The following is a 19,353-nucleotide window of genomic DNA, read 5'->3' on the forward strand; positions in this document are numbered from 1 at the left end:
CCGTGTCCTGCGAGGACACGGGCTGCGCTATGTCACGGTGCCAGGACCGAGCCCCACGGGGTCACCCTGACGACGCCGAACGCGAGCACCAGCACACCGATTGCGACTGTGGCGGGCACTGATGGCGCGAACATCGGCTGCATTCCCCCCCGCCATCGACGGATGACCCAGCGCAGACCCCCCACGACCAGAACGGCACCAAGCAACACCGCGAGGGCGTTGCTCGAGAGGGCGCCGACGAGGTCGAGGTGGGTGAGGTCGTTGACGGCCCGGAGGCCGCCGCACCCGGGGCAGGGCAGGCCGGTCAGCGCCTGGAAGGGGCAGAGGCCCCATGAGCCGTGGCTGTGCGGGTCGCGCAGCCGCAGCGCCACCACCGCCGACGCCCCCGCCGCTGCCGTGAGCAGCGGCGCGCGCATCCTCGTCCACCGCCCGGGGGTGCCCGGGCGGTGGGCGGGGTGCGACGGGGCGTCGGCCTGCGTCATCGCTTCTTGACCACCAGGGTCGTGAGGATCATGTCGGCGAAGGTGCGGTTCTTGGCGTCCCACAGCGGCCAGAGGTAGCCGATGTAGCAGGCGAGCGCATCGAGGTAGTGGACGAAGAAGCGGCCGATCGACAGCGGCACCCCGGTGAACTGGCCGTCCACCTCCTTGCGCACCTCGATGCCGAGGACGCTCTTGCCGATGCTCGCGCCGGTGCGCCCCTGACGGATCCAGACGTTCCAGATGGTGATGGCGGCTGCCGCCACGTATCCCAGGACGAGGACGAGGCTCGCGGCCCCATCGTTGCCGCCGCTGGCCAGGGCACCGCTGATCCCCCCGAGGACGCCCGCGGGAACACTGCTGATGAGTCCGTCGATCAGCGTCGCACCGACGCGGTAGATCCACGGCGCGAGCTCGACGCCCGGGGGCAGCCCGGGGACGCCGGCCGGCGCGCCGTACTGCTGGCCGTAGCCACCCTGCTGGGGGTAGCCGCCGGGCTGCTGTCCGTAGCCCTGCTGGCCGTAGCCGCCCTGCTGGCCGTAGCCCCCCTGCTGGCCGTAGTCGGGCTGGCCGCCCTGCTGACCGTAGCCGCCGGGCTGGTCGCCCTGGCCTGGATACTGCTCGCTCACGTCGTGACTCCTTGTCCGTGGCCCCCCGTGGAGCCGACGGCTCACCCTAGCGAGCCAGGGGGCCGCGTCAGGGCGTCTTCGTCTCGCCGGTGTGGGACGTCGCGGGGTGGTCCGTGCCGTAGCCGACGAGGGCCAGGCCCTTGGCGAGCGGCAGTGCGACGACGGCGAGCACCACGCCGACCCAGAACGCCGGCCAGCTGGGACCGGCGACGAGCCCGATCCCGCCGATCGTGAAGCCCACCAGGGCGACGACGACGCCGGTCCAGGCGGCGGGGGACGATCCGTGCACGGGGGTTCCTCTCGGCGTTCAGGTGGGGCCCGTCCAGCCTACGGGTCAGGCGGTGGGGTCCTCGCCGCGGTCGAGGGCCTTCCAGATGTCGGTCTCGGTGGGCTCGGCCGTGGGGGCCGCCGCCTCCTCGGCCTGCGTGGCGGGGTTCTCGTACCGGCCGCCCATGACCGGCCAGCGGCGCGCGCACCTGGTGACCGTGACGCCCACCGCCAGGCTCAGCACGGCACCGAGGAGCGCGACCCAGCGCCAGATCGTGGTGTCGGCGTCGGCGGCCAGCCGCTGCTGGGTGCCCCGGTCGCCCGCCATCGCCGGCGACTGCCCGAGGGCGTCGACCAGCGCCGTGGTGACGCCCGCGCCGCCGGTCACCACCGCGATGGCGGCACCGAGCGCCGCGAGCACCACGACGCCCCCCACCGCGACGCGGACGCGCCCGCGCGACGCGAGGACGGCGACCGACCCGGCCATCACCACCAGCGCGAGCGCGGCGACGAGCGGCACGGCGGCGCGTCCGTCGACCGTCACCTGGTCGGTGGGCAGGCCGGGCGTGCGGACGGTGACCGCCGCCCAGGTGCGGGTGGCCGCGAAGAACGTCAGCCCCCCGGCGGCGATGCCGCCGACCACCGCCAGGCCGTAGGAGCGCCGGCTCGCGCGGTCCGGCGCGGTCGGGCCGCTCACGTCGACAGCAGCAGGTCGGCGTCGAAGCAGGTGTGCGCGCCGGTGTGGCACGCGGGCCCCTCCTGGTCGACCGTGACGAGCAGCGTGTCGCCGTCGCAGTCCAGACGCACCTCGCGCACGTGCTGCACGTGCCCGGACGTCTCGCCCTTGACCCAGTAGGACTGTCGGCTGCGGCTCCAGAAGGTGCCGCGGCCGGTGGTGAGCGTGCGGTGCAGCGCCTCGTCGTCCATCCAGCCGACCATCAGCACCTCGCCGCTGCCGGCCTGCTGCACCACGGCGGGGACGAGCCCGTTCGCGTCGCGCTTGAGCCGCGCGGCGACGGCGGGATCCAGGTTGCTCACCGGGACAGTCTGCCAGCGCCGTCGGACTCGACGGCGTCGCGTCCGAGCTGCGACTGCGCCACCCAGCTGGCGTGCAGGCGGGCGTAGGAGCCGCCGGCGGAGACCAGCTGGTCGTGCGTGCCGTCCTCGACGAGGCGACCGGCGTCGAAGACCAGCACGCGGTCGGCGGTCTCGGCGGTGCTGAGCCGGTGGGCGATGGTGACGGCGGTGCGCCCCTCGAGCAGGTGCTCCAGCGCGCGGGTGGCGCGCAGCTCGGTCTGGGGGTCGACGGCGCTGGTGGCCTCGTCGAGGACGAGGAGGTCGGGGTCGGCGAGGTAGGCGCGTGTGAGGGCGACGAGCTGCCGCTCCCCCGCCGAGAGCGACTCGCCGCGCTGGCCGACCGGGGTGTCGAGGCCCTCGGGGAGGGTGTCGTACCAGTCGGCGAGGTCGAGCTCGCGCATCGCGGCGACGAGCTGGTCGTCGGTGGCGTCGAGGTCGCCGTAGCGCAGGTTCTCGCGCAGCGTGGCGTCGAACAGGAAGCCGTCCTGCGGCACCATCACCACGTGCTCGCGCAGCGAGTCGAACGAGACCGTCGAGACGTCGGTGCCGTCGAGCAGCACGCGTCCCTGGGTGGGGTCCATCAGCCGGGTGAGCAGCTTGGCGAAGGTGGTCTTGCCCGAGCCCGTCTCGCCGACGACGGCGACCCGCTCGCGGGGCGCGAGGGTGAGGTCGACGTCCTGCAGCACCGGCGGGCCGTCGGGGTAGGCGAAGGTGACGTGGTCGAACCGGGCGGTGACGGCCTCGCTGGGCAGCCGCGCACCGCTCGCACCGGGGTCCTCGACGTCGGCCGGGGTGTCGAGCACCTCGATGACGCGACGCCAGGACGCGATGGCGTTCTGCGCCTCGGTGATCACCTGGGTGGCCATCTCGACCGGACGGATGAACAACGACACCAGGAACGCGAACGCGATGACGGTGCCGAGCGTGAGGTCGCCGCGGACGCCGAGGATCACACCGAGGACGACGACGCCCGCGTTGGCCAGGCCGCCCGCGACGCCGGCGGACGCGAACGTCACCGACACCAGGCGCTGGGCCTTGACCTGCGCGCGGTAGTTGGCGTCGATGCCGTGGTCGATGCGGTCCTGGGTGCGGCGCTCGATCGCGTGGGCGCGGACGACGGCCGCGCCGACCACCGGCTCGGAGATGACGCCGAGCATCTCGCCGACCGTGCGCCGCACCGTGTCGTAGGCCGACGACATCCGCGGCTGCACCGTCTTGAGCGTGAGGACCAGCGGCACGAAGCAGAGCCAGACGACGATCGTCAGCTGCCAGGAGTAGTACGCCATGATCACGGTGGCCACGGCGATCTGGCCGAGGCTGATGACGATCAGGATCCCGGTGAACTGCAGGAACTGCGAGACCTGGTCGATGTCGGAGGTGACGCGCGAGACCAGCGACCCCCGCTTCTCGCTGTTCTGCGTCAGCATCGACAGGTCGTGGACGTGGCGGAACGTGCGCACGCGCAGCTGCGCCAGGCCGTTCTCGGACGCGCGGTACAGCCGCACCCGCATCCAGTACGCCGCCACGGCCGTCAGCAGCACGGCGCCGGTGGCGAGCAGGACGTAGCGGACCACGAACGCGCGGTCGATGTCGGTGCCGGTGCCCAGGCCGTCGTCGATGGCCACCTGGACGACGATCGGGATGACGGCGCCGCCCACCGTGCTGAGCAGGGCGAGCACCAGCGTGAGGCCGAGGCCCTCGCGCAGCGCCGGCGACAGCGACAGGCCACGCCGCAGCACCTTCATGGGACTGGTGGGGACGTCGGCGGTGCCGAGCATCTCGCGGACGTCGCTCACAGGTTCGCCTCCCTCGCCTGGTCGTAGGCGTCGACGAGGTCGCGGTATTCCGGCGACGTCGCGACGAGCTCGTCGTGGCGCCCGCGCTCGGCGATGCGTCCCTGCGACATGTAGAGCACCTCGTCGGCGAGCGCGATCGTGGCCTTGCGGTAGGCGACGACGAGGACGGTGGGCCCGGACCCGTCGGCGGTCTGGCGTGCGAGGGCGGTGAGGATGCGACGCTCGACGTCGGGGTCGAGGGCGCTGGTGGCGTCGTCCATGACGAGCAGTCGCGGCCCGCGCACGAGCGCCCGGGCCAGCGCGAGGCGCTGGCGCTGGCCACCGCTGAGCGTGGTGCCGCGCTCACCGAGCTGGGTGTCGAGGCCGTGCGCGAGCGCGGCGACGAACCCGTCGGCCTGGGTGGTGCGCAGGGCGTCCCAGACCTCGGCGTCGGTGACGTCGGCGCCGAGCGTGACGTTGTCGCGGACGGTGTCGTCGAACAGGAACGTCGACTGCGGCACGAGCGCGACCGACGAGGCGAGCGCGTCGTGGCTGAGGGTGCGGACGTCGACCCCGTCCAGGCAGATGCGGCCGTCCTCGGGGTCGCGCAGGCGCACGAGCAGGTCGGTCAGGGTGCTCTTGCCGGCGCCGGTGTGACCGACCACGGCCACCACCTTGCCGGGCTCGACGGTGAACGACAGGTCGCGCAGCACGCGGGAGCCGTCGTAGCCGGTGTCGACGTGCTCGGCCGACAATCGCACCGCACCGCCGGCGGGCAGGGCGGCGTCGCCGTAGGGCATCGATCCCTCGGCGGTGAGCACGGAGTCGACGCGGTCCCAGCCGACGACGCTGCGCGGCAGCTCGCCGAGCACCCAGCCGAACGCGCGCACGGGGAACGCGACGACGGTGAACAGGTAGGCCACCTGCACGACGTCGCCGGGCTGGGTGGCGCCGGAGATCACCCGGTCGACGCCGAGCACGATCACCAGCAGCACGCCGAGGTTGGGCAACGCCTCGAGCATCGGGTCGAACACGCTGCGGATGCGCCCGGCGGCGATGTTGGCGTCGCGCAGCTCGCGGTTGACCGCGTCGAACCGCTCGGTCTCCTCGGCCTCGCGCCCGAGCGTCTTGACGACGAGCGCGCCGTCGAAGGACTCGTGGGCGACCGAGCTGACGGTGCCGCGCAGCGACTGGGCCCGGGTGACGCGCGGGGAGAGCCAGCGCTGGTAGAACACGTTGATCACGAACAGCAGCGGGAAGATCACCAGGCCGACGATCGTCAGCACGACGTCGGCGAACAGCATCGCGACGATCGCGGTGACGAGCATCGCGACGACGCCCACGGCCATCGGCAGCGGCATCATCACGCCCCACGCGGCCTCGACGTCGGCGTTGGCGTTGGACAGCAGCTGGCCGGTGGGGTGGCGGCCGTGCCAGGCCATCGGCAGCTGCAGGTACTTGCGGGTGACGCGGCGTCGGTAGTCGGCCATCAGGCGGTAGAACACGATGCCGCCGACCAGCCGACGCGCGATCACGCCGAGGGCACGCAGGAGCGCGACGCTGACGAACAGCAGCACCGCGATCACGGCGCTGCCGGTGACGAGGTCGCCGCGCTCGAACGAGGGGCGGATGACGTTGTCGGTGGCCCAGCCGAGCACCCACGCGTCGGCGACCGTCAGCGCGCCGTAGACCAGGCTGCCGACCGTCGCGATCGAGAACATCCCGCGCTGCTCGGACATGCCCCGGCCGAGGATGCGCAGGCCGCGGCGGGTGACCTCGTCGCGGTTGTCGAGGGAGGTGCCGAGGTCGCTCACCGGACGGGGTGCCCGGCGTCGCGCAACGACTGCTTGACCTGGCCGACGGTGAACTCGCCGAAGTGGAAGACGCTGGCCGCGAGCACCGCGTCGGCGCCGGCCTCGACGGCGGGCGCGAAGTGCTCGAGCCGGCCCGCTCCCCCGCTGGCGACCAGCGGCGCGTGCGTCACCGCGCGGACCGCGTGGATCATCTCGAGGTCGAAGCCCTGACGGGTGCCGTCGGCGTCCATCGAGTTGAGCAGGATCTCGCCGACGCCGAGCTCGGTGGCGCGGCGCACCCAGTCGACGGCGTCCAGGCCCGCGGACCGGCGTCCGCCGTGGGTGGTGACCTCGAAGCCCGACGGCTGCTCGTCGCTGCGGCGCGCGTCGACGCTGAGCACGAGCACCTGGTTGCCGAAGCGGCGCGCGACGTCGGACAGCACCTCGGGGCGGGCGATCGCGGCGGTGTTGACGCCGACCTTGTCGGCGCCGGCGCGCAGCAGCACGTCGACGTCGTCGGGGGTGCGGACGCCGCCGCCGACCGTCAGGGGGATGAACACCTGCTCGGCGGTGCGGGCGACCATCTCGCGGGTGGTGGCGCGGTCGTCAGAGGAGGCCGTGATGTCGAGGAAGGTGAGCTCGTCGGCGCCCTCGGCGTCGTACACCTCGGCCATCTCGACCGGGTCGCCGGCGTCGCGCAGGTCGGTGAAGTTCACGCCCTTGACCACCCTGCCGGCATCGACGTCGAGGCACGGGATGACACGGACGGCGAGGCTCACGTCTCGACGTTACCCGCCGCCCCGGACAGTCCCGAAACCGGATTCGTCCGGTTCACTCAGGGCAGACGGGAAGCCGCCTCAGCGGACGGCGGCGAGTGCCTCGGGGAGGGTGAACGCGCCGGCGTAGAGGGCCTTGCCGACGATGGCGCCCTCGACCCCGGTGTCGACCAGGGTGGCCAGCGCGCGGAGGTCGTCGAGGCTGGAGACGCCGCCGGAGGCGACCACGGGCTTGTCGGTGCGCCCGCAGACCTCGCGGAGGAGGTCGAGGTTGGGGCCGCGCAGGGTGCCGTCCTTGGTGACGTCGGTGACGACGTAGCGGGCGCAGCCGTCGCGCTCGAGACGCTCGAGCACCTCCCACAGGTCGCCGCCCTCCTGCGTCCAGCCGCGGGCGGCGAGCGTGGTGCCGCGGACGTCGAGCCCGACGGCGATCGCGTCACCGTGCTCGGCGACGACCTTGCGGCACCACTCGGGGTCCTCCAGCGCGGCGGTGCCGAGGTTGACGCGGGTGCAGCCGGTGGCGAGCGCGGCGGCGAGCGACTCGTCGTCGCGGATGCCGCCCGACAGCTCGACCTTGACGTCCAGGCGCCCGACGACGCCGGCCAGCAGCTCGCGGTTGTCACCGCGTCCGAACGCGGCGTCGAGGTCGACGAGGTGGATCCACTCCGCCCCGCCCTCCTGCCACGCGAGGGCGGCGTCGAGGGGGTCGCCGTAGGAGGTCTCGCTCCCCGCCGCCCCCTGCACCAGCCGCACCGCCTGGGCGTCGGCGACGTCGACGGCGGGCAGCAGCTCCAGTGAGGTCACGGCCAGGATCCTACGGGTGGACGCCCCCGTCCCCGCCCCCCGTCCTGCGTCCCCCCACCCCCATCGCTCCCTCCCCCTCCCGCCGAGTGGCGCAAGTTCGGGGTCGACACGCGGGCGGAAGCCCGGGTTTGCACCACTCGTGCGCAGATTTGCGCCACTCGGCGACGGGCGGGCCCGCGAGCCGGCCTCCGCCGGCCGACGGACGCCGTGATCGGTGCCGCGTCCCGTCTCGCTCCGGCCCGCCGCCCGTTCCGCCGAGTGGCGCAAAACCCGACGCGAGTGGCGCAATTTCGGGGTCCCGACGGCGTGTCGACCCCGAGTTTGCGCCACTCGGCAGTCAGGGAGTGGCGGTCGGGGGTGGGGGGTCAGAGGGTGGCGAGCCAGTTGCGGAGGAGGCGGGCGCCGGCGTCGCCGGACTTCTCGGGGTGGAACTGGGTGGCCCAGAGGGGGCCGTTCTCGACGGCGGAGACGAAGCGGTCGCCGCCGGTCTGCGTCCACATCACGTGGGGGGCGCGGAAGGGACGCTCGGGGGCGAGGGTCCACTCGCGCACGCCGTAGGAGTGCACGAAGTAGAAGCGCTCGTCCTCGATACCGGCGAACATGCGCGTGTCGTCCGGCACCTCGACGGTGTTCCAGCCCATGTGCGGGACGATCGGCGACTGCAGGCGCTCGACGACGCCCGGCCACTCCGAGCACCCGTCCGTGACGACGCCGTGCTCGATGCCCTGCTCGAACAGGATCTGCATGCCCACGCAGATGCCGAGCACCGGGCGTCCGCCCGACAGCCGGCGTCCGATCGTGCGGCCGCCCTTGACGGCGTCGAGCCCCTCCATGCACGCGGCGAACGCGCCCACCCCGGGGACGACGAGGCCGTCGGCGCGATCGGCGGCGGCGGGGTCGGCCGTCAGCTCGACCTCGGCGCCGGCCCGCTCCACCGCGCGCACGACCGAGCGCACGTTGCCCGAGCCGTAGTCGAGGACGACGACGCGAGGGCTCACTGGACCGCCTGCCAGTTCAGCCACCCGAACCAGGCGACGAACCCCGCCAGCGCGACGAGCAGCAGCACCGCCCAGATCGGCTTCTTCTGGCGCGCGAACGCGAACGCGCCGCCGAGCAGGACGCCGGCGATCGCGAACCAGATGATCGCGATCCTCACAGGGCGCCCTTGGTGCTCGGCACGCCGGACTCGCGGGGGTCGAGCGCCACGGCGTCGCGCAGCGCGCGGGCCATAGCCTTGAACTGCGCCTCGGCGATGTGGTGCGGGTCGCGGCCGTCCACCAGCCGGACGTGCATCGTCAGCCCGCCGTGGTGGGCCAGCGACTCCAGCACGTGCGCGGTCAGCGAGCCGGAGTAGCCGTTGCCGATGACGACGGTGATCTGCCGCTCGGGCTCGCCGGAGTGCACGAAGTACGGGCGCCCGGACACGTCGACGACGGCCTGCGCGAGCGCCTCGTCGAGCGGCACGAGCGCGTCGCCGTACCGGCGGATGCCGCTCTTGTCGCCCAGCGCCTCGCGCAGCGCCTGGCCGATGCAGATGGCGGTGTCCTCGACGGTGTGGTGCGCGTCGATGTGCAGGTCGCCCTCGGTCCTGACCGTCAGGTCGATCAGCGAGTGCCGCGAGAACGCGGTGAGCATGTGGTCGTAGAAGCCGACGCCGGTGGAGATGTCGTGGCTGCCGGTGCCGTCGAGGTCGAGCTCGACGACGACGTGCGACTCCGACGTCCGGCGCTCGATGCGGGCGCGGCGGGGTGCGGTGCTCATGACGCGGTGACCTCTCTCAGGGCGTGGTGGAAGCGTTCCATCTCCGGCGCCGTGCCGATCGAGACGCGCAGCCATCCGTCGGGGCCAGTCTCGCGGATCAGCACCCCGCGGTCGAGCAGGCCCTGCCAGACCGCGTGACGGTCGGCGAACCGTCCGAACAGCACGAAGTTGGCGTCGGACTCGGCGACGTCGTGGCCCTCGGCGACCAGGGTCGCGGCGCAGGCGTCGCGGGTCTCGCGCAGGAGGTCGACCTTGGCGAGCAGCGAGTCGGCGTGACGCAGCGCTGCGACCGCGACGGCCTGGGTGACGGTCGACAGGTGGTACGGCAGACGCACGACGCGCACGGCGTCGACGATCTCGGGCGCCGCGGCGAGGTAGCCCAGACGTCCGCCGGCGAGCGCGAAGGCCTTGCTCATCGTGCGGGTGACGACGAGCGTGCGGTGGGTGTCGAGCAGCTCGAGCGCGCTCGGCGTGCCGGCCCGGCGGAACTCCGCGTACGCCTCGTCGACCACGACGACGCCGGGTGCGGCCGCGCACACCGCCTCGACCTCGCGGACGGTCAGCGACGTGCCCGTGGGGTTGTTGGGCGAGGTGAGGAAGACGACGTGCGGCTGCTCGGCCTCGATCAGTGCGAGCGCGGCGTCGAGGTCGAGGCCGAAGTCGTCGGCGCGGCGTCCCGCGACCCAGCGCGTGTGGGTGTTGCGCGCGTACTCGGGGTACATCGCGTACGTGGGCGCGAACGACAGCGCGGTGCGGCCCGGGCCGCCGAAGGCCTGCAGCAGCTGCTGCATCACCTCGTTCGAGCCGTTGGCGGCCCAGACGCGCGACGCGTCGAGCCCGTGCCCCAGGTAGGCCGCCAGGCCCTCGCGCAGCGCCGTGGCCTCGCGGTCGGGGTAGCGGTTCAGGCCGGTGGACGCCTCGGTGACGGCGGCCGCCAGGTCGGCGACGACGTCGGGCCCGGGGCCGTAGGGGTTCTCGTTGGTGTTCAGGGCGACGGGCACGTCGAGCTGCGGGGCGCCGTACGGCACCTCGTCGCGCAGCTCGTCGCGGACCGGGACCCACGACGGGAGCGGCACGTCTAGCCCTCCCGCGAGAGTCGGACGCGCACCGCGGCGCCGTGGCCGGGCAGGTCCTCGGCCTCGGCGAGCGCGACGACCTTGGGCCCGACGGAGGCCAGCGCGGCCTGGTCGTAGGTGACGACCTGGACGTTCTTGCAGAACGCACGCACCGACAGCCCCGAGGAGTGGCAGGCGCAACCGGCCGTCGGGAGCACGTGGTTGGAGCCGGCGCAGTAGTCGCCGAGCGAGACCGGGGCGTGGGCGCCCACGAAGATCGCACCGGCGTTCTGCACGCGCTGCGCGAGGGCGCCGCCGTCGCGGGTCTGGATCTCGAGGTGCTCGGCGGCGTAGGCGTCGACGAAGGCGAGGCCCTGCTCGAGGTCGCGGACGAGCACGGTGGCCGACTGCTCGGCCGACAGCGCGGCGCGGATGCGCTCGGCGTGCTTGGCCTCGGGCGCCTGACGGTCGAGCTCGACGTCGACGGCGTCGGCGAGCGCGGGGCTGTCGGTGACCAGGACGGACGCGGACGACTCGCCGTGCTCGGCCTGGCTGATCAGGTCGGACGCGACGAACGCGGCGTCGGCGGTGTCGTCGGCGAGCACCGCGATCTCGGACGGGCCGGCCTCGGAGTCGATGCCGACGACGCCCTTCAGCAGCCGCTTGGCGGCGACGACGTAGATGTTGCCGGGGCCGGTGACGAGGTCGACCTTGGCGCAGGGACCCGCTCCGTAGGCGAACATCGCGACGGCCTGGGCGCCGCCGACGGCGTAGACCTCCTCGACGCCGAGCAGCGCGCAGGCAGCCAGGATGGTGGGGTGCGGCAGGCCGCCGAACTCCTTCTGCGGCGGGCTCGCCACGGCCAGCTGGCGCACGCCGGCGACCTGGGCCGGGACGGCGTTCATGATGACGCTGCTGAGCAGGGGCGCGACGCCGCCGGGCACGTACAGGCCCACCCGGCTCATCGGGACGATGCGGCGCTGCACGGTGGCGCCGGGCGCGACCTGCGTGGTGACGTCGTGCTCGAGCTCGGCCTCGCAGGTGGCACGCAGCCGCGTGATGGACTCCTCGATGCCGGCGCGGACGTCGGGGTCGAGGTCGCGCAGCGCGTCGGCGAGCGCCTGCGCCGGCACGACGAGCTCGGCGTCCTCGACGCCGTCGAACCGGGCCGTCGCCCGCGCGATCGCCTCGACGCCACCGTGTCGCACGTCCTCGCAGACGCCGCGGACGGCGTCCACGGCCGCCTCCACGTCGAAGGGGGCGCGCGGGACGACGTCGGCGTACCCCGTGGCGGGGCGCGCGTCGCGCAGGTCGATACGGCGGATCATGCGGCCAGTCTACGAAAGGCCCGGCCGCACCTCCCACCCGATCACCGCCGGTGGGACGGGGCCGGGAGGTAGGTTGGGGTCGTGTCCTCCCCGCTGCCGATCTTCCCGCTCGGGTCCGTGGTCTTCCCCGGCGCCGAGCTCGCGCTCCACGTGTTCGAGGACCGGTACCGCGACCTGATGACGCACCTGCTCGCGCAGCCCGACGACGAGCGCCGCTTCGGCGTCGTCGCGATCCGCGAGGGGTACGAGGTCGGCGACACCGGCGTGCAGTCGGCGCACCGGGTGGGCGTCGAGGTGAGGCTCACCGACGTCGAGGCGTACGACGACGGCCGCTTCGACATCGAGGTGGTCGCCGAGCGCCGCATCCGGATGGACGCGATGATCTCGTCCGACTCGTTCATCTGGGCCCAGGTCGAGCACCTCGACGACTCCCCCGGCCGCGACGTCGAGGACGCCGCCGGGCGCGCGCGGGCCGTGTTCGGCGCCTACCGCGACCTGCTGCGCTCGTTCGACCTCGACTCCACCGTCGACGAGCTGCCGACGGACGAGGGCGAGCTGTCGTACGCGCTCGCCCAGGTGGCGGTGCTGACGATGCGCGACCGCCAGGGCCTGCTGGAGGCACCTGACGACGCCACCCGCCTGCGGCAGTTCAGCCGGCTGCTGGTCTCGGAGATCTCCGCGATGCGGGTGATCCCGAGCCTCCCGGCCGTCGAGGTCGCCCGTACCTCGTGGTCCCCCAACTGAGCCGCCGACCGTGGGCAAGCGGCGCGACGCGTCGGCCGGCACCCCGGCCACCGTCCTGCTGGAGCGCGCGGGCGTGACGTTCGCCGTCCGCGCCTACGACCACGACCCGCGGGCGGAGTCGTTCGGGCTCGAGGCCGCCGAGGCGCTCGGCGTCGAGGCGGCCCGGGTCTTCAAGACCCTCGTGGTCGACGCCGACGGCGCCCTCGCCGTGGCGGTGGTGCCGGTCGACTCCCTGCTCGACCTCAAGGCCGTCGCCCGCGCCCTGGGCGCGAAGAAGGCCCAGATGGCCGACCCCTCCGCCGCCGAGCGCAGCAGCGGCTACGTCGTCGGAGGCATCTCCCCCCTCGCCCAGAAGCGCCCCCTGCCCACCGTCGTCGACTCCTCCGCCACCACCTTCGACACCGTCCTGGTGTCAGGCGGTAGACGAGGCCTCGACCTCGAGCTCAGCCCACAGGACCTGGTCCAGCTCACCTCGGCCACGGTGTCGGCAGTCGCCAAGCCCGTCAGCCGATAAGCGGGAGCAACCCACGCTCCGACGTCCGCCAGGACGGGACTCGATCCGTCCGTTCGGCGGCATCGATCCGCCCCACCGCCCACGGTCCGGTGGGAGGTTCCGAGCGGATCGATGCTGCCGAGCTGACGGATCGAGGAACCGGAAGGACGCGACGCCCGCCGCGATCGACGGATCGATGCGCACGAACTGACGGATCGATGCGCACGAACTGACGGATCGATGCGCGCGGAGCGGCGGATCGCGGTCAGTCGAAGGAGACCCGGAGGCTGCCGGAGGTGTAGTCGCCGTCGGGGGCGCCGACGGAGAAGCCGATGGCGCGGACGGGGTCGAGGTACTTCTTGGCCTCGGCGGCGTCGGAGCCTCCGACGGAGCCGACCACGTCGGACACCTTGTCGGCGTCGACGTAGAGCACCCCCACGGCGTCGTCGCCGTCGGGGACGACCTTGGTGAACGCGTCGGTGTCTCCGAGCGAGCCTCCCTCGGCGAGCTTGCCGGCCCAGTCGTCGTTGGTGGCGACGACGAGGCCGTCGTCGCTCTCCTTCGTCACGAGCTCGGGCACGCCGGCCTGGCCGACGAGGCGGTTGAGGTTGCCGATCACCGAGGTCAGCTCGTCGGCGTCGGTCACCGACCGCAGGCCGACGTCGAGCGACCGCAGACCGGACGGGTCCTGCAGGTTGCCCAGCCCGTCGAGGCCGCGCTCGCCGACGGCGAGGGTGAGGTTGTCGCCGAACAGCGTGACGAGGTCGCCGGGGAAGCTCAGGCCGGTGCCCGACTCGATCTCGTCGAGGTCGGCGGCGAACCCGGGCGTGCCGGCCAGTGCCTCCTCGAACGCCTTCCAGCCCTGCTCGACGGCCTTGCCACCGCCGGCGAACCCGACCGCGGCGACGGTGTCGTCGGGCATCTGGCCGACCTGGGAGCGCTCGTCGGTGTCGGCGGACGCGGCGTCGGTGACGCGGGCGGCCGAGGCCACCTCGATGTAGTCGCTGCCGGCGCGCAGGGCGAGGGCGGCCGAGGTCAGGCCCTGCTCCTTGGCCAGCGCGAGGTCGTCGGCGTCGGCACCGGCGATCTTCGCCAGGCCCTCCAGGTCGCCCCACGCGGACGCGACTCCCTGCTCGCCGAGCTCGGCCATGTCGGCCGAGAAGGTGTCGTCCTGCGACAGCGGGCTCGCCTCGGCGTCGTCCGCGGCCTTGCTGGCGGCCCGCTGGCTGTCGGCGACCAGCAGGTAGTCGCCCACGAAGTCGTAGCCGGTCTCGTCCCCGGAGCCGTCGCAGGCCGCCAGGGCCTTGACGCCGTCGCGGGCGGCGTCGCGGTCGGTGACCTGGAGGACGACCAGCGGGGTGGGCTCGTCGCCGTCACCGGGAAGCGCGGCGACGCCGGCGCGGTCGCCGATCCAGGGCTCGACGTCCTGCTCGTAGTCGACGTCGCAGTCCTGCTTGCCGAGGGTCTGCTCGAACAGCACCTTGCGCAGGTCGGCGTCCTCGTCGTCGATGCCGGTCTCCTCGGAGAAGTCGGGCAGGCGGTTCAGCAGGCGCAGGATGTTGATCTTCTGGCCGGCCGACGGGTCGAGGTCGATGCGTGCGTAGGCGACCGCGGTGTCGGGGATGGCCTCGGCGGGCTGGGCTCCACCGCCGCCCAGCACCTGCTGGAACGCGAACACGCCCCCGCCGACCAGGACGACGGCGGTCGCCGCGGCGGCCCCGCCGATCCACAGGCCCTTGCGGCGACGCGGCGGCGGGCCCTGCTGCGCGGTCGACCACTGGTCACCGGGGCCGTAGTGACCCTGGGGACCGCCCTGCTGGGCGTACCCCTGCTGCCCGTACCCCTGCGGACCCCAGCCCGGCTGTCCCTGGCCCTGCTGGCCCCACCCCTGCTGGGGCTGGCCCTGCGAACCCCAGCCCTGCTGGCCGGGCTGCTGCGGCGGCCCCCACTGCGGGCCCTGCTTCGGGTCCTGGCCCCAGCCCTGAGGCGGGCCGTACGGCGGCTGGTCGTTCGACATGGTGGATCCCCCTGGTCAGCGATCGTGCAGGCGCGGCGGTCGTGCGTGCTCGACGCTCCGACGCGCGCACCAGGCTAGGGGTTCCGGGGGTCTGCGGGCGCGGGTCCGGCGGGCCGGTGGGTCCAGACCGTGCCGCCGCGTCCGTCTCGTCCCGGTTCGGGGTCGGGCGCGAAGCCCGCCCACCCCTGGTCGGGCTCGTCGGCGCCGATCTCGGGCTCCTCGGTCTCGGGCACGAGGAACGCCACGACGAGCACGACGCCGAGGAGCGTCGCGACCGGCCACACGAGCAGCGCGCCGTGCGCGTCGAGCTCCATGGCGCCGGGCACGCGGGTGCCGTCGGCCAGGCCGGAGAAGGTGCCGGTGGGGTCGGCGGGCCCGAGGAGCACACCGAGCCGCCAGGTGACGAGCGACGCCAGCGACGAGACGACCGTCAGGAGCAGGACGAACGGCCAGCTCAGCCGGTGCAGGCGCCACGCGAGCCCCACGCCGAGCAGCAGCGCGGGGACGGCCGAGCACGCGACGAACCAGGCGACCACGCCGAACTGGGCGGTGCTCTCCTCGACGCCGGCCCGGTAGCCCTCCCCCTGCGACACGACCCAGCCCGGCGGCGACGCCAGGTGCTCCCAGACCACGCCGGCGGCCAGCGACGCGACGACGAACAGCACGACGGTCACCGCGACCGGGCGCCACGGCAGGCGTGGCGTGCGCGGCACGAGGGGGGTGAGGCGGATCCAGGGCTCGCTCACGAGGCGAGGCAGCTCGGGCCGAGCAACGCCTTGAGGTCGGCCATCAACGAGGGGCTCGGCGTGACCCGGAGCCGCTGGTCGAGCCGCATCAGCTTGGTGCTGACGCCGCTCTGCAGCCGCAGGTGCACCTCGGTCATGCCGGGGTAGGTGGCGAGCACCTCCTTGAGCTGTCCGACGGTGGGCCCGGTGCAGCGCGTGGCCGACAGCGAGATCACCACGGGTCCGGCGTTGCCCTTGGTGAGGTCGGGCATCGTCAGCTCGTTGGCGGTGATCTCGGGGACGTCTTCCTTGCGCTTGATGCGTCCCTTGACGGTGACCACGGCGTCCTCGACGAGCATGGGGGCCGCGAGCGAGTAGGCCGAGGGGAACAGCATCACGTTGACGACGCCCTCGAGGTCCTCGAGCGTGATGAGCGCCCAGGTGTCGCCCTTCTTGGTGAGCTTGCGCTGCACGCCCGTGATCAGCCCGCTGATCTGGATCGGTGCGCCGTCGCCGCGCGACTCGTCGGTGAGCAGGTCGCCGATGGTGCAGTCGCTGGACTGCGACAGCAGGTGCTCCAGGCCGAACAGCGGGTGGTCGGACACGTAGAGCCCGAGCATCTCGCGCTCGTGCGCGAGCAGCGTCGTCTTGTCCCACTCGTCGATGTCGGGGACCTTGACCGAGACGCCCGCGAACCCGCCGTCGTCGTCGCCGAAGGCCCCGAACAGGCTGTCCTGCCCGATGGCCTCGTTGCGCTTGATGTCGACGTACTGGTCGACGGCGTCCTCGTGGATGGCGACGATGGCACGGCGGTGGTGCTTCAGCGAGTCGAACGCGCCGGCCTTGGCCAGCGACTCGATCACCCGCTTGTTGCACACCAGCGTGGGGACCTTGTCCATGAAGTCGGCGAAGTCGGTGTACGCACCGTGCTCCTCGCGCGCCTCGACGATGCCGGCCACCACGTTGGCGCCGACGTTGCGCACCGCGCCCATGCCGAAGCGGATGTCGACGCCGACGGCGGTGAAGTTGGCGTCGGAGTCGTTGACGTCGGGGGGCAGCACCTTGATGCCCATGCGCCGGCACTCGTTGAGGTAGATCGCCGACTTGTCCTTGTCGCCGCGGACGCTGGTGAGCAGGGCGGCCATGTACTCGGCCGGGAAGTTCGCCTTGAGGTAGGCCGTCCAGTACGAGACCAGTCCGTAGGCGGCCGAGTGCGCCTTGTTGAACGCGTAGTCCGAGAACGGGAGCAGGATCTCCCACAGGGTCTTGACCGCGGCCATCGAGTAGCCGTTGGACACCATGCCCTCGGAGAAGCCCGCGAACTGCTTGTCGAGCTCCTCCTTCTTCTTCTTGCCCATCGCGCGGCGCAGGATGTCGGCCTGGCCGAGGGAGTACCCGGCCAGCTTCTGCGCGATGGCCATGACCTGCTCCTGGTACACGATCAGGCCGTAGGTCTCGCCGAGGATCTCCTGGAGCGGCTCGGCCAGCTCGGGGTGGATCGGCTCGACGGGCTCGCGCCCGTTCTTGCGCCGGGCGTACTTGTTGTGCGAGTCCGCGCCCATCGGGCCGGGGCGGTACAGCGCGCCGACGGCCGAGATGTCCTCGAACACGTCGGGACGCATGCTGCGCAGCAGGGCGCGCATGGGGCCGCCGTCGAGCTGGAAGACGCCGAGCGTGTCGCCGCGGGCCATCAGCTCGAACGTGGCCCGGTCGTCGAAGGTGAGGTCCTCCAGGACCACCTCGACGTCGCGGTTGCCGCGGATGTTGTCGAGGGCGTCGTCGAGCACCGTGAGGTTGCGGAGCCCGAGGAAGTCCATCTTGATCAGGCCGAGCGACTCGCACGTCGGGTAGTCGAACTGCGTGATGATCGCGCCGTCCTGCTCCCGCTTCATGATCGGGATGATGTCGAGCAGGGGCTCGCTGCTCATGATGACGCCGGCGGCGTGCACGCCCCACTGGCGCTTGAGGCCCTCGAGGCCGGTGGCGGTGTCGACGACCTTCTTGATGTCGGCGTTGGAGTCGTAGAGGGCCCGGAACTCGCCGCCCTCGTGGTAGCGCTTGTGCCCGGTGTCGAAGATGTCGCGCAGCGGCACGTCCTTGCCCATCACCGACGGCGGCATGGCCTTGGTGAGCTGCTCGCCCATCGAGAAGGGGTAGCCGAGCACGCGCGAGGCGTCCTTGACGGCCTGCTTGGCCTTGATCGTGCCGTAGGTGACGATCTGCGAGACGCGGTCGTCGCCGTACTTGTCCGAGACGTAGCGGATGACCTCGCCGCGGCGGCGCTCGTCGAAGTCGATGTCGAAGTCGGGCATCGAGACGCGGTCGGGGTTGAGGAACCGCTCGAAGATCAGGCCGTGGACGAGCGGGTCGAGGTCGGTGATGCGCATCGCGTACGCCACGATCGACCCGGCACCGGAGCCGCGGCCGGGGCCGACGCGGATGCCGTGCTCCTTGGCCCAGTTGATGAAGTCGGCGACCACCAGGAAGTAGCCGGGGAACCCCATCGAGAGGATGACCTCGGTCTCGAAGTCGGCGCGCGCCCGCACCTCCTCGGAGATGCCGTCGGGGTAGCGCACCTTGAGGCCGCGGTCGACCTCCTTGATCAGCCAGGACGACTCGTCCTCCCCCGGCGGGCAGGGGAAGCGCGGCATGTAGTTGGCCGACTCGTCGAACTCGACCTCGCACCGCTCGGCGATGAGCAGCGTGTTGTCGCACGCGTCCTTGAGGTCGTACTTGTCCTCCCACAGCGAGCGCATCTCGGCGGGCGACTTGATGTAGTAGCCGTCGCCGCCGAACTTGAACCGGTTGGGGTCGGCCAGGGTGCTGCCGGACTGCACGCACAGCAGCGCGTCGTGGGCGACGGCGTCGTCGGGATGCGTGTAGTGCGAGTCGTTGGTGGCGATCGGCGGGATGCCGAGGTCCTTGGAGAGCTTGAGGAGGTCCTCGCGGACCCGGGTCTCGATGTCGAGGCCGTGGTCCATCAGCTCGAGGAAGTAGTTCTCCTTGCCGAAGATCTGCTGGAACTCCGCGGCGGACTCGCGCGCCTTGGCGTAGTCGCCGATGCGCAGCCAGGTCTGCACCTCGCCCGACGGGCAGCCGGTGGTGCCGATCAGGCCGTCTGCGTACTCGCTGAGCAGCTCGCGGTCGGCGCGGGGCTTGTAGAAGAAGCCCTCGATGCTCGACCGCGACGCCAGGCGGAACAGGTTGTGCATGCCGGCGGTGGACTGCGCGAGCAGCGTCATGTGCGTGAACGCGCCACCACCGGAGACGTCGTCGCCGCCACCCTTGTTCCAACGGACGCGCTTGCGCTCGCCGCGGTGGGTGTTCGGGGTGAGGTAGGCCTCCATGCCGATGATCGGCTTGACACCCGCGGCCCGCGCCTTGCGGTAGAACTCGTGGGCGCCGAACACGTTGCCGTGGTCGGTCATCGCGATCGCCGACATGCCGAGGTCGGACGTGCGCTCGAACATCTCCGACAGGCGCGCGGCACCGTCCAGCATCGAGTATTCGGTGTGGACGTGCAGGTGCACGAACGACGAGTCACTCGCCATGCGTGGGGGCCTCCTCGACTGGCTCCGGGCGTTGATCAGTGCGGTGTCCTACGGGTGCGACCGGGGTCGCGACGACCGG

The 19,353-nt window shown here is 72.6% G+C and carries 19 protein-coding genes; 2 read left to right on the forward strand and 17 right to left on the reverse strand.

Features of this window, described 5'->3' with window-relative positions; all coding sequences use genetic code 11:
- Nucleotides 1-32 precede the first annotated feature (32 nt).
- The 14 genes from ACI6PP_RS02140 to hisD all read right to left on the reverse strand — a co-directional run bounded on the left by ACI6PP_RS02140 (nucleotide 33) and on the right by hisD (nucleotide 11,744).
- Entirely contained in the window at nucleotides 33-416 is a 384-nt protein-coding gene (locus ACI6PP_RS02140; protein ID WP_421108669.1) for a DUF2752 domain-containing protein, read from the reverse strand.
- Nucleotides 417-478: 62 nt separating this feature from the next.
- Nucleotides 479-1,108, reverse strand: coding sequence for an RDD family protein (locus tag ACI6PP_RS02145; protein WP_421108671.1), 630 nt, complete (start codon nucleotides 1,106-1,108; stop codon nucleotides 479-481).
- A 67-nt stretch (nucleotides 1,109-1,175) separates the two neighbouring features.
- The gene (locus tag ACI6PP_RS02150) at nucleotides 1,176-1,397 is read right to left on the reverse strand and encodes an HGxxPAAW family protein (protein WP_421108673.1); all 222 of its coding nucleotides are present in this window, start codon (nucleotides 1,395-1,397) and stop codon (nucleotides 1,176-1,178) included.
- Between the two features lie 45 nt (nucleotides 1,398-1,442).
- Nucleotides 1,443-2,072, reverse strand: a complete 630-nt coding sequence (locus ACI6PP_RS02155; RefSeq protein ID WP_421108674.1) for a Trp biosynthesis-associated membrane protein — start codon at nucleotides 2,070-2,072, stop codon at nucleotides 1,443-1,445.
- Entirely contained in the window at nucleotides 2,069-2,413 is a 345-nt protein-coding gene (gene hisI / locus ACI6PP_RS02160) for a phosphoribosyl-AMP cyclohydrolase (RefSeq protein ID WP_421108675.1), read from the reverse strand. Before hisI ends, ACI6PP_RS02155 begins: the two co-directional genes overlap by 4 nt.
- Nucleotides 2,410-4,248 carry an ABC transporter ATP-binding protein gene (locus ACI6PP_RS02165; protein ID WP_421108677.1) on the reverse strand — a complete coding sequence of 613 codons (1,839 nt, stop codon included), beginning with the start codon at nucleotides 4,246-4,248 and terminating at the stop codon, nucleotides 2,410-2,412. Before ACI6PP_RS02165 ends, hisI begins: the two co-directional genes overlap by 4 nt.
- The gene (locus ACI6PP_RS02170) at nucleotides 4,245-6,041 is read right to left on the reverse strand and encodes an ABC transporter ATP-binding protein (protein ID WP_421108679.1); all 1,797 of its coding nucleotides are present in this window, start codon (nucleotides 6,039-6,041) and stop codon (nucleotides 4,245-4,247) included. The genes ACI6PP_RS02165 and ACI6PP_RS02170 overlap by 4 nt, the downstream gene beginning before the upstream one ends.
- The gene (gene hisF / locus ACI6PP_RS02175) at nucleotides 6,038-6,799 is read right to left on the reverse strand and encodes an imidazole glycerol phosphate synthase subunit HisF (protein ID WP_421108681.1); all 762 of its coding nucleotides are present in this window, start codon (nucleotides 6,797-6,799) and stop codon (nucleotides 6,038-6,040) included. Before hisF ends, ACI6PP_RS02170 begins: the two co-directional genes overlap by 4 nt.
- Nucleotides 6,800-6,877: 78 nt before the next feature.
- Nucleotides 6,878-7,600: a bifunctional 1-(5-phosphoribosyl)-5-((5-phosphoribosylamino)methylideneamino)imidazole-4-carboxamide isomerase/phosphoribosylanthranilate isomerase PriA gene (gene priA / locus ACI6PP_RS02180; protein WP_421108683.1), complete on the reverse strand. Its 723-nt coding sequence runs from the start codon at nucleotides 7,598-7,600 to the stop codon at nucleotides 6,878-6,880.
- A 365-nt stretch (nucleotides 7,601-7,965) separates the two neighbouring features.
- A complete protein-coding gene (gene hisH, locus ACI6PP_RS02185) occupies nucleotides 7,966-8,598 on the reverse strand; it encodes an imidazole glycerol phosphate synthase subunit HisH (RefSeq protein WP_421108684.1) in 633 nt (210 codons plus the stop codon).
- Complete coding sequence (locus tag ACI6PP_RS02190) at nucleotides 8,595-8,756, reverse strand: hypothetical protein (RefSeq protein WP_421108686.1); 162 nt, start codon at nucleotides 8,754-8,756, stop codon at nucleotides 8,595-8,597. The genes hisH and ACI6PP_RS02190 overlap by 4 nt, the downstream gene beginning before the upstream one ends.
- Nucleotides 8,753-9,361: an imidazoleglycerol-phosphate dehydratase HisB gene (gene hisB / locus ACI6PP_RS02195; protein WP_421108687.1), complete on the reverse strand. Its 609-nt coding sequence runs from the start codon at nucleotides 9,359-9,361 to the stop codon at nucleotides 8,753-8,755. The genes ACI6PP_RS02190 and hisB overlap by 4 nt, the downstream gene beginning before the upstream one ends.
- Nucleotides 9,358-10,437 (reverse strand): histidinol-phosphate transaminase, encoded by a 1,080-nt coding sequence (locus tag ACI6PP_RS02200; protein ID WP_421108689.1) that lies wholly within the window; start codon nucleotides 10,435-10,437, stop codon nucleotides 9,358-9,360. The genes hisB and ACI6PP_RS02200 overlap by 4 nt, the downstream gene beginning before the upstream one ends.
- A gap of 2 nt (nucleotides 10,438-10,439) precedes the next feature.
- Nucleotides 10,440-11,744 carry a histidinol dehydrogenase gene (hisD, locus tag ACI6PP_RS02205; RefSeq protein ID WP_421108690.1) on the reverse strand — a complete coding sequence of 435 codons (1,305 nt, stop codon included), beginning with the start codon at nucleotides 11,742-11,744 and terminating at the stop codon, nucleotides 10,440-10,442.
- 81 nt (nucleotides 11,745-11,825) lie between these two features.
- Here hisD and ACI6PP_RS02210 point away from each other — a divergent pair, with 81 nt between their 5' ends.
- Together ACI6PP_RS02210 and ybaK are read left to right on the forward strand one after the other, a co-directional pair.
- Nucleotides 11,826-12,488, forward strand: a complete 663-nt coding sequence (locus ACI6PP_RS02210) for an LON peptidase substrate-binding domain-containing protein (protein WP_421108692.1) — start codon at nucleotides 11,826-11,828, stop codon at nucleotides 12,486-12,488.
- 10 nt (nucleotides 12,489-12,498) lie between these two features.
- On the forward strand, nucleotides 12,499-13,002 hold the full coding sequence (gene ybaK, locus ACI6PP_RS02215) for a Cys-tRNA(Pro) deacylase (protein WP_421108693.1): 504 nt from the start codon (nucleotides 12,499-12,501) through the stop codon (nucleotides 13,000-13,002).
- Nucleotides 13,003-13,246: 244 nt separating this feature from the next.
- Here ybaK and ACI6PP_RS02220 read toward each other — a convergent pair whose 3' ends face one another.
- The 3 genes from ACI6PP_RS02220 to dnaE form a co-directional block, all read right to left on the reverse strand.
- A complete protein-coding gene (locus tag ACI6PP_RS02220; protein WP_421108695.1) occupies nucleotides 13,247-14,998 on the reverse strand; it encodes a DUF3352 domain-containing protein in 1,752 nt (583 codons plus the stop codon).
- 74 nt (nucleotides 14,999-15,072) lie between these two features.
- Nucleotides 15,073-15,744: a hypothetical protein gene (locus ACI6PP_RS02225; RefSeq protein WP_421108697.1), complete on the reverse strand. Its 672-nt coding sequence runs from the start codon at nucleotides 15,742-15,744 to the stop codon at nucleotides 15,073-15,075.
- Nucleotides 15,741-19,274, reverse strand: coding sequence for a DNA polymerase III subunit alpha (gene dnaE, locus ACI6PP_RS02230; protein ID WP_421108698.1), 3,534 nt, complete (start codon nucleotides 19,272-19,274; stop codon nucleotides 15,741-15,743). The genes ACI6PP_RS02225 and dnaE overlap by 4 nt, the downstream gene beginning before the upstream one ends.
- Nucleotides 19,275-19,353: the final 79 nt, after the last annotated feature.

It is taken from the genome of Solicola agrisoli (assembly GCF_049059935.1).
Classification (GTDB): Bacteria; Actinomycetota; Actinomycetes; order Propionibacteriales; family Nocardioidaceae; genus JAURVT01.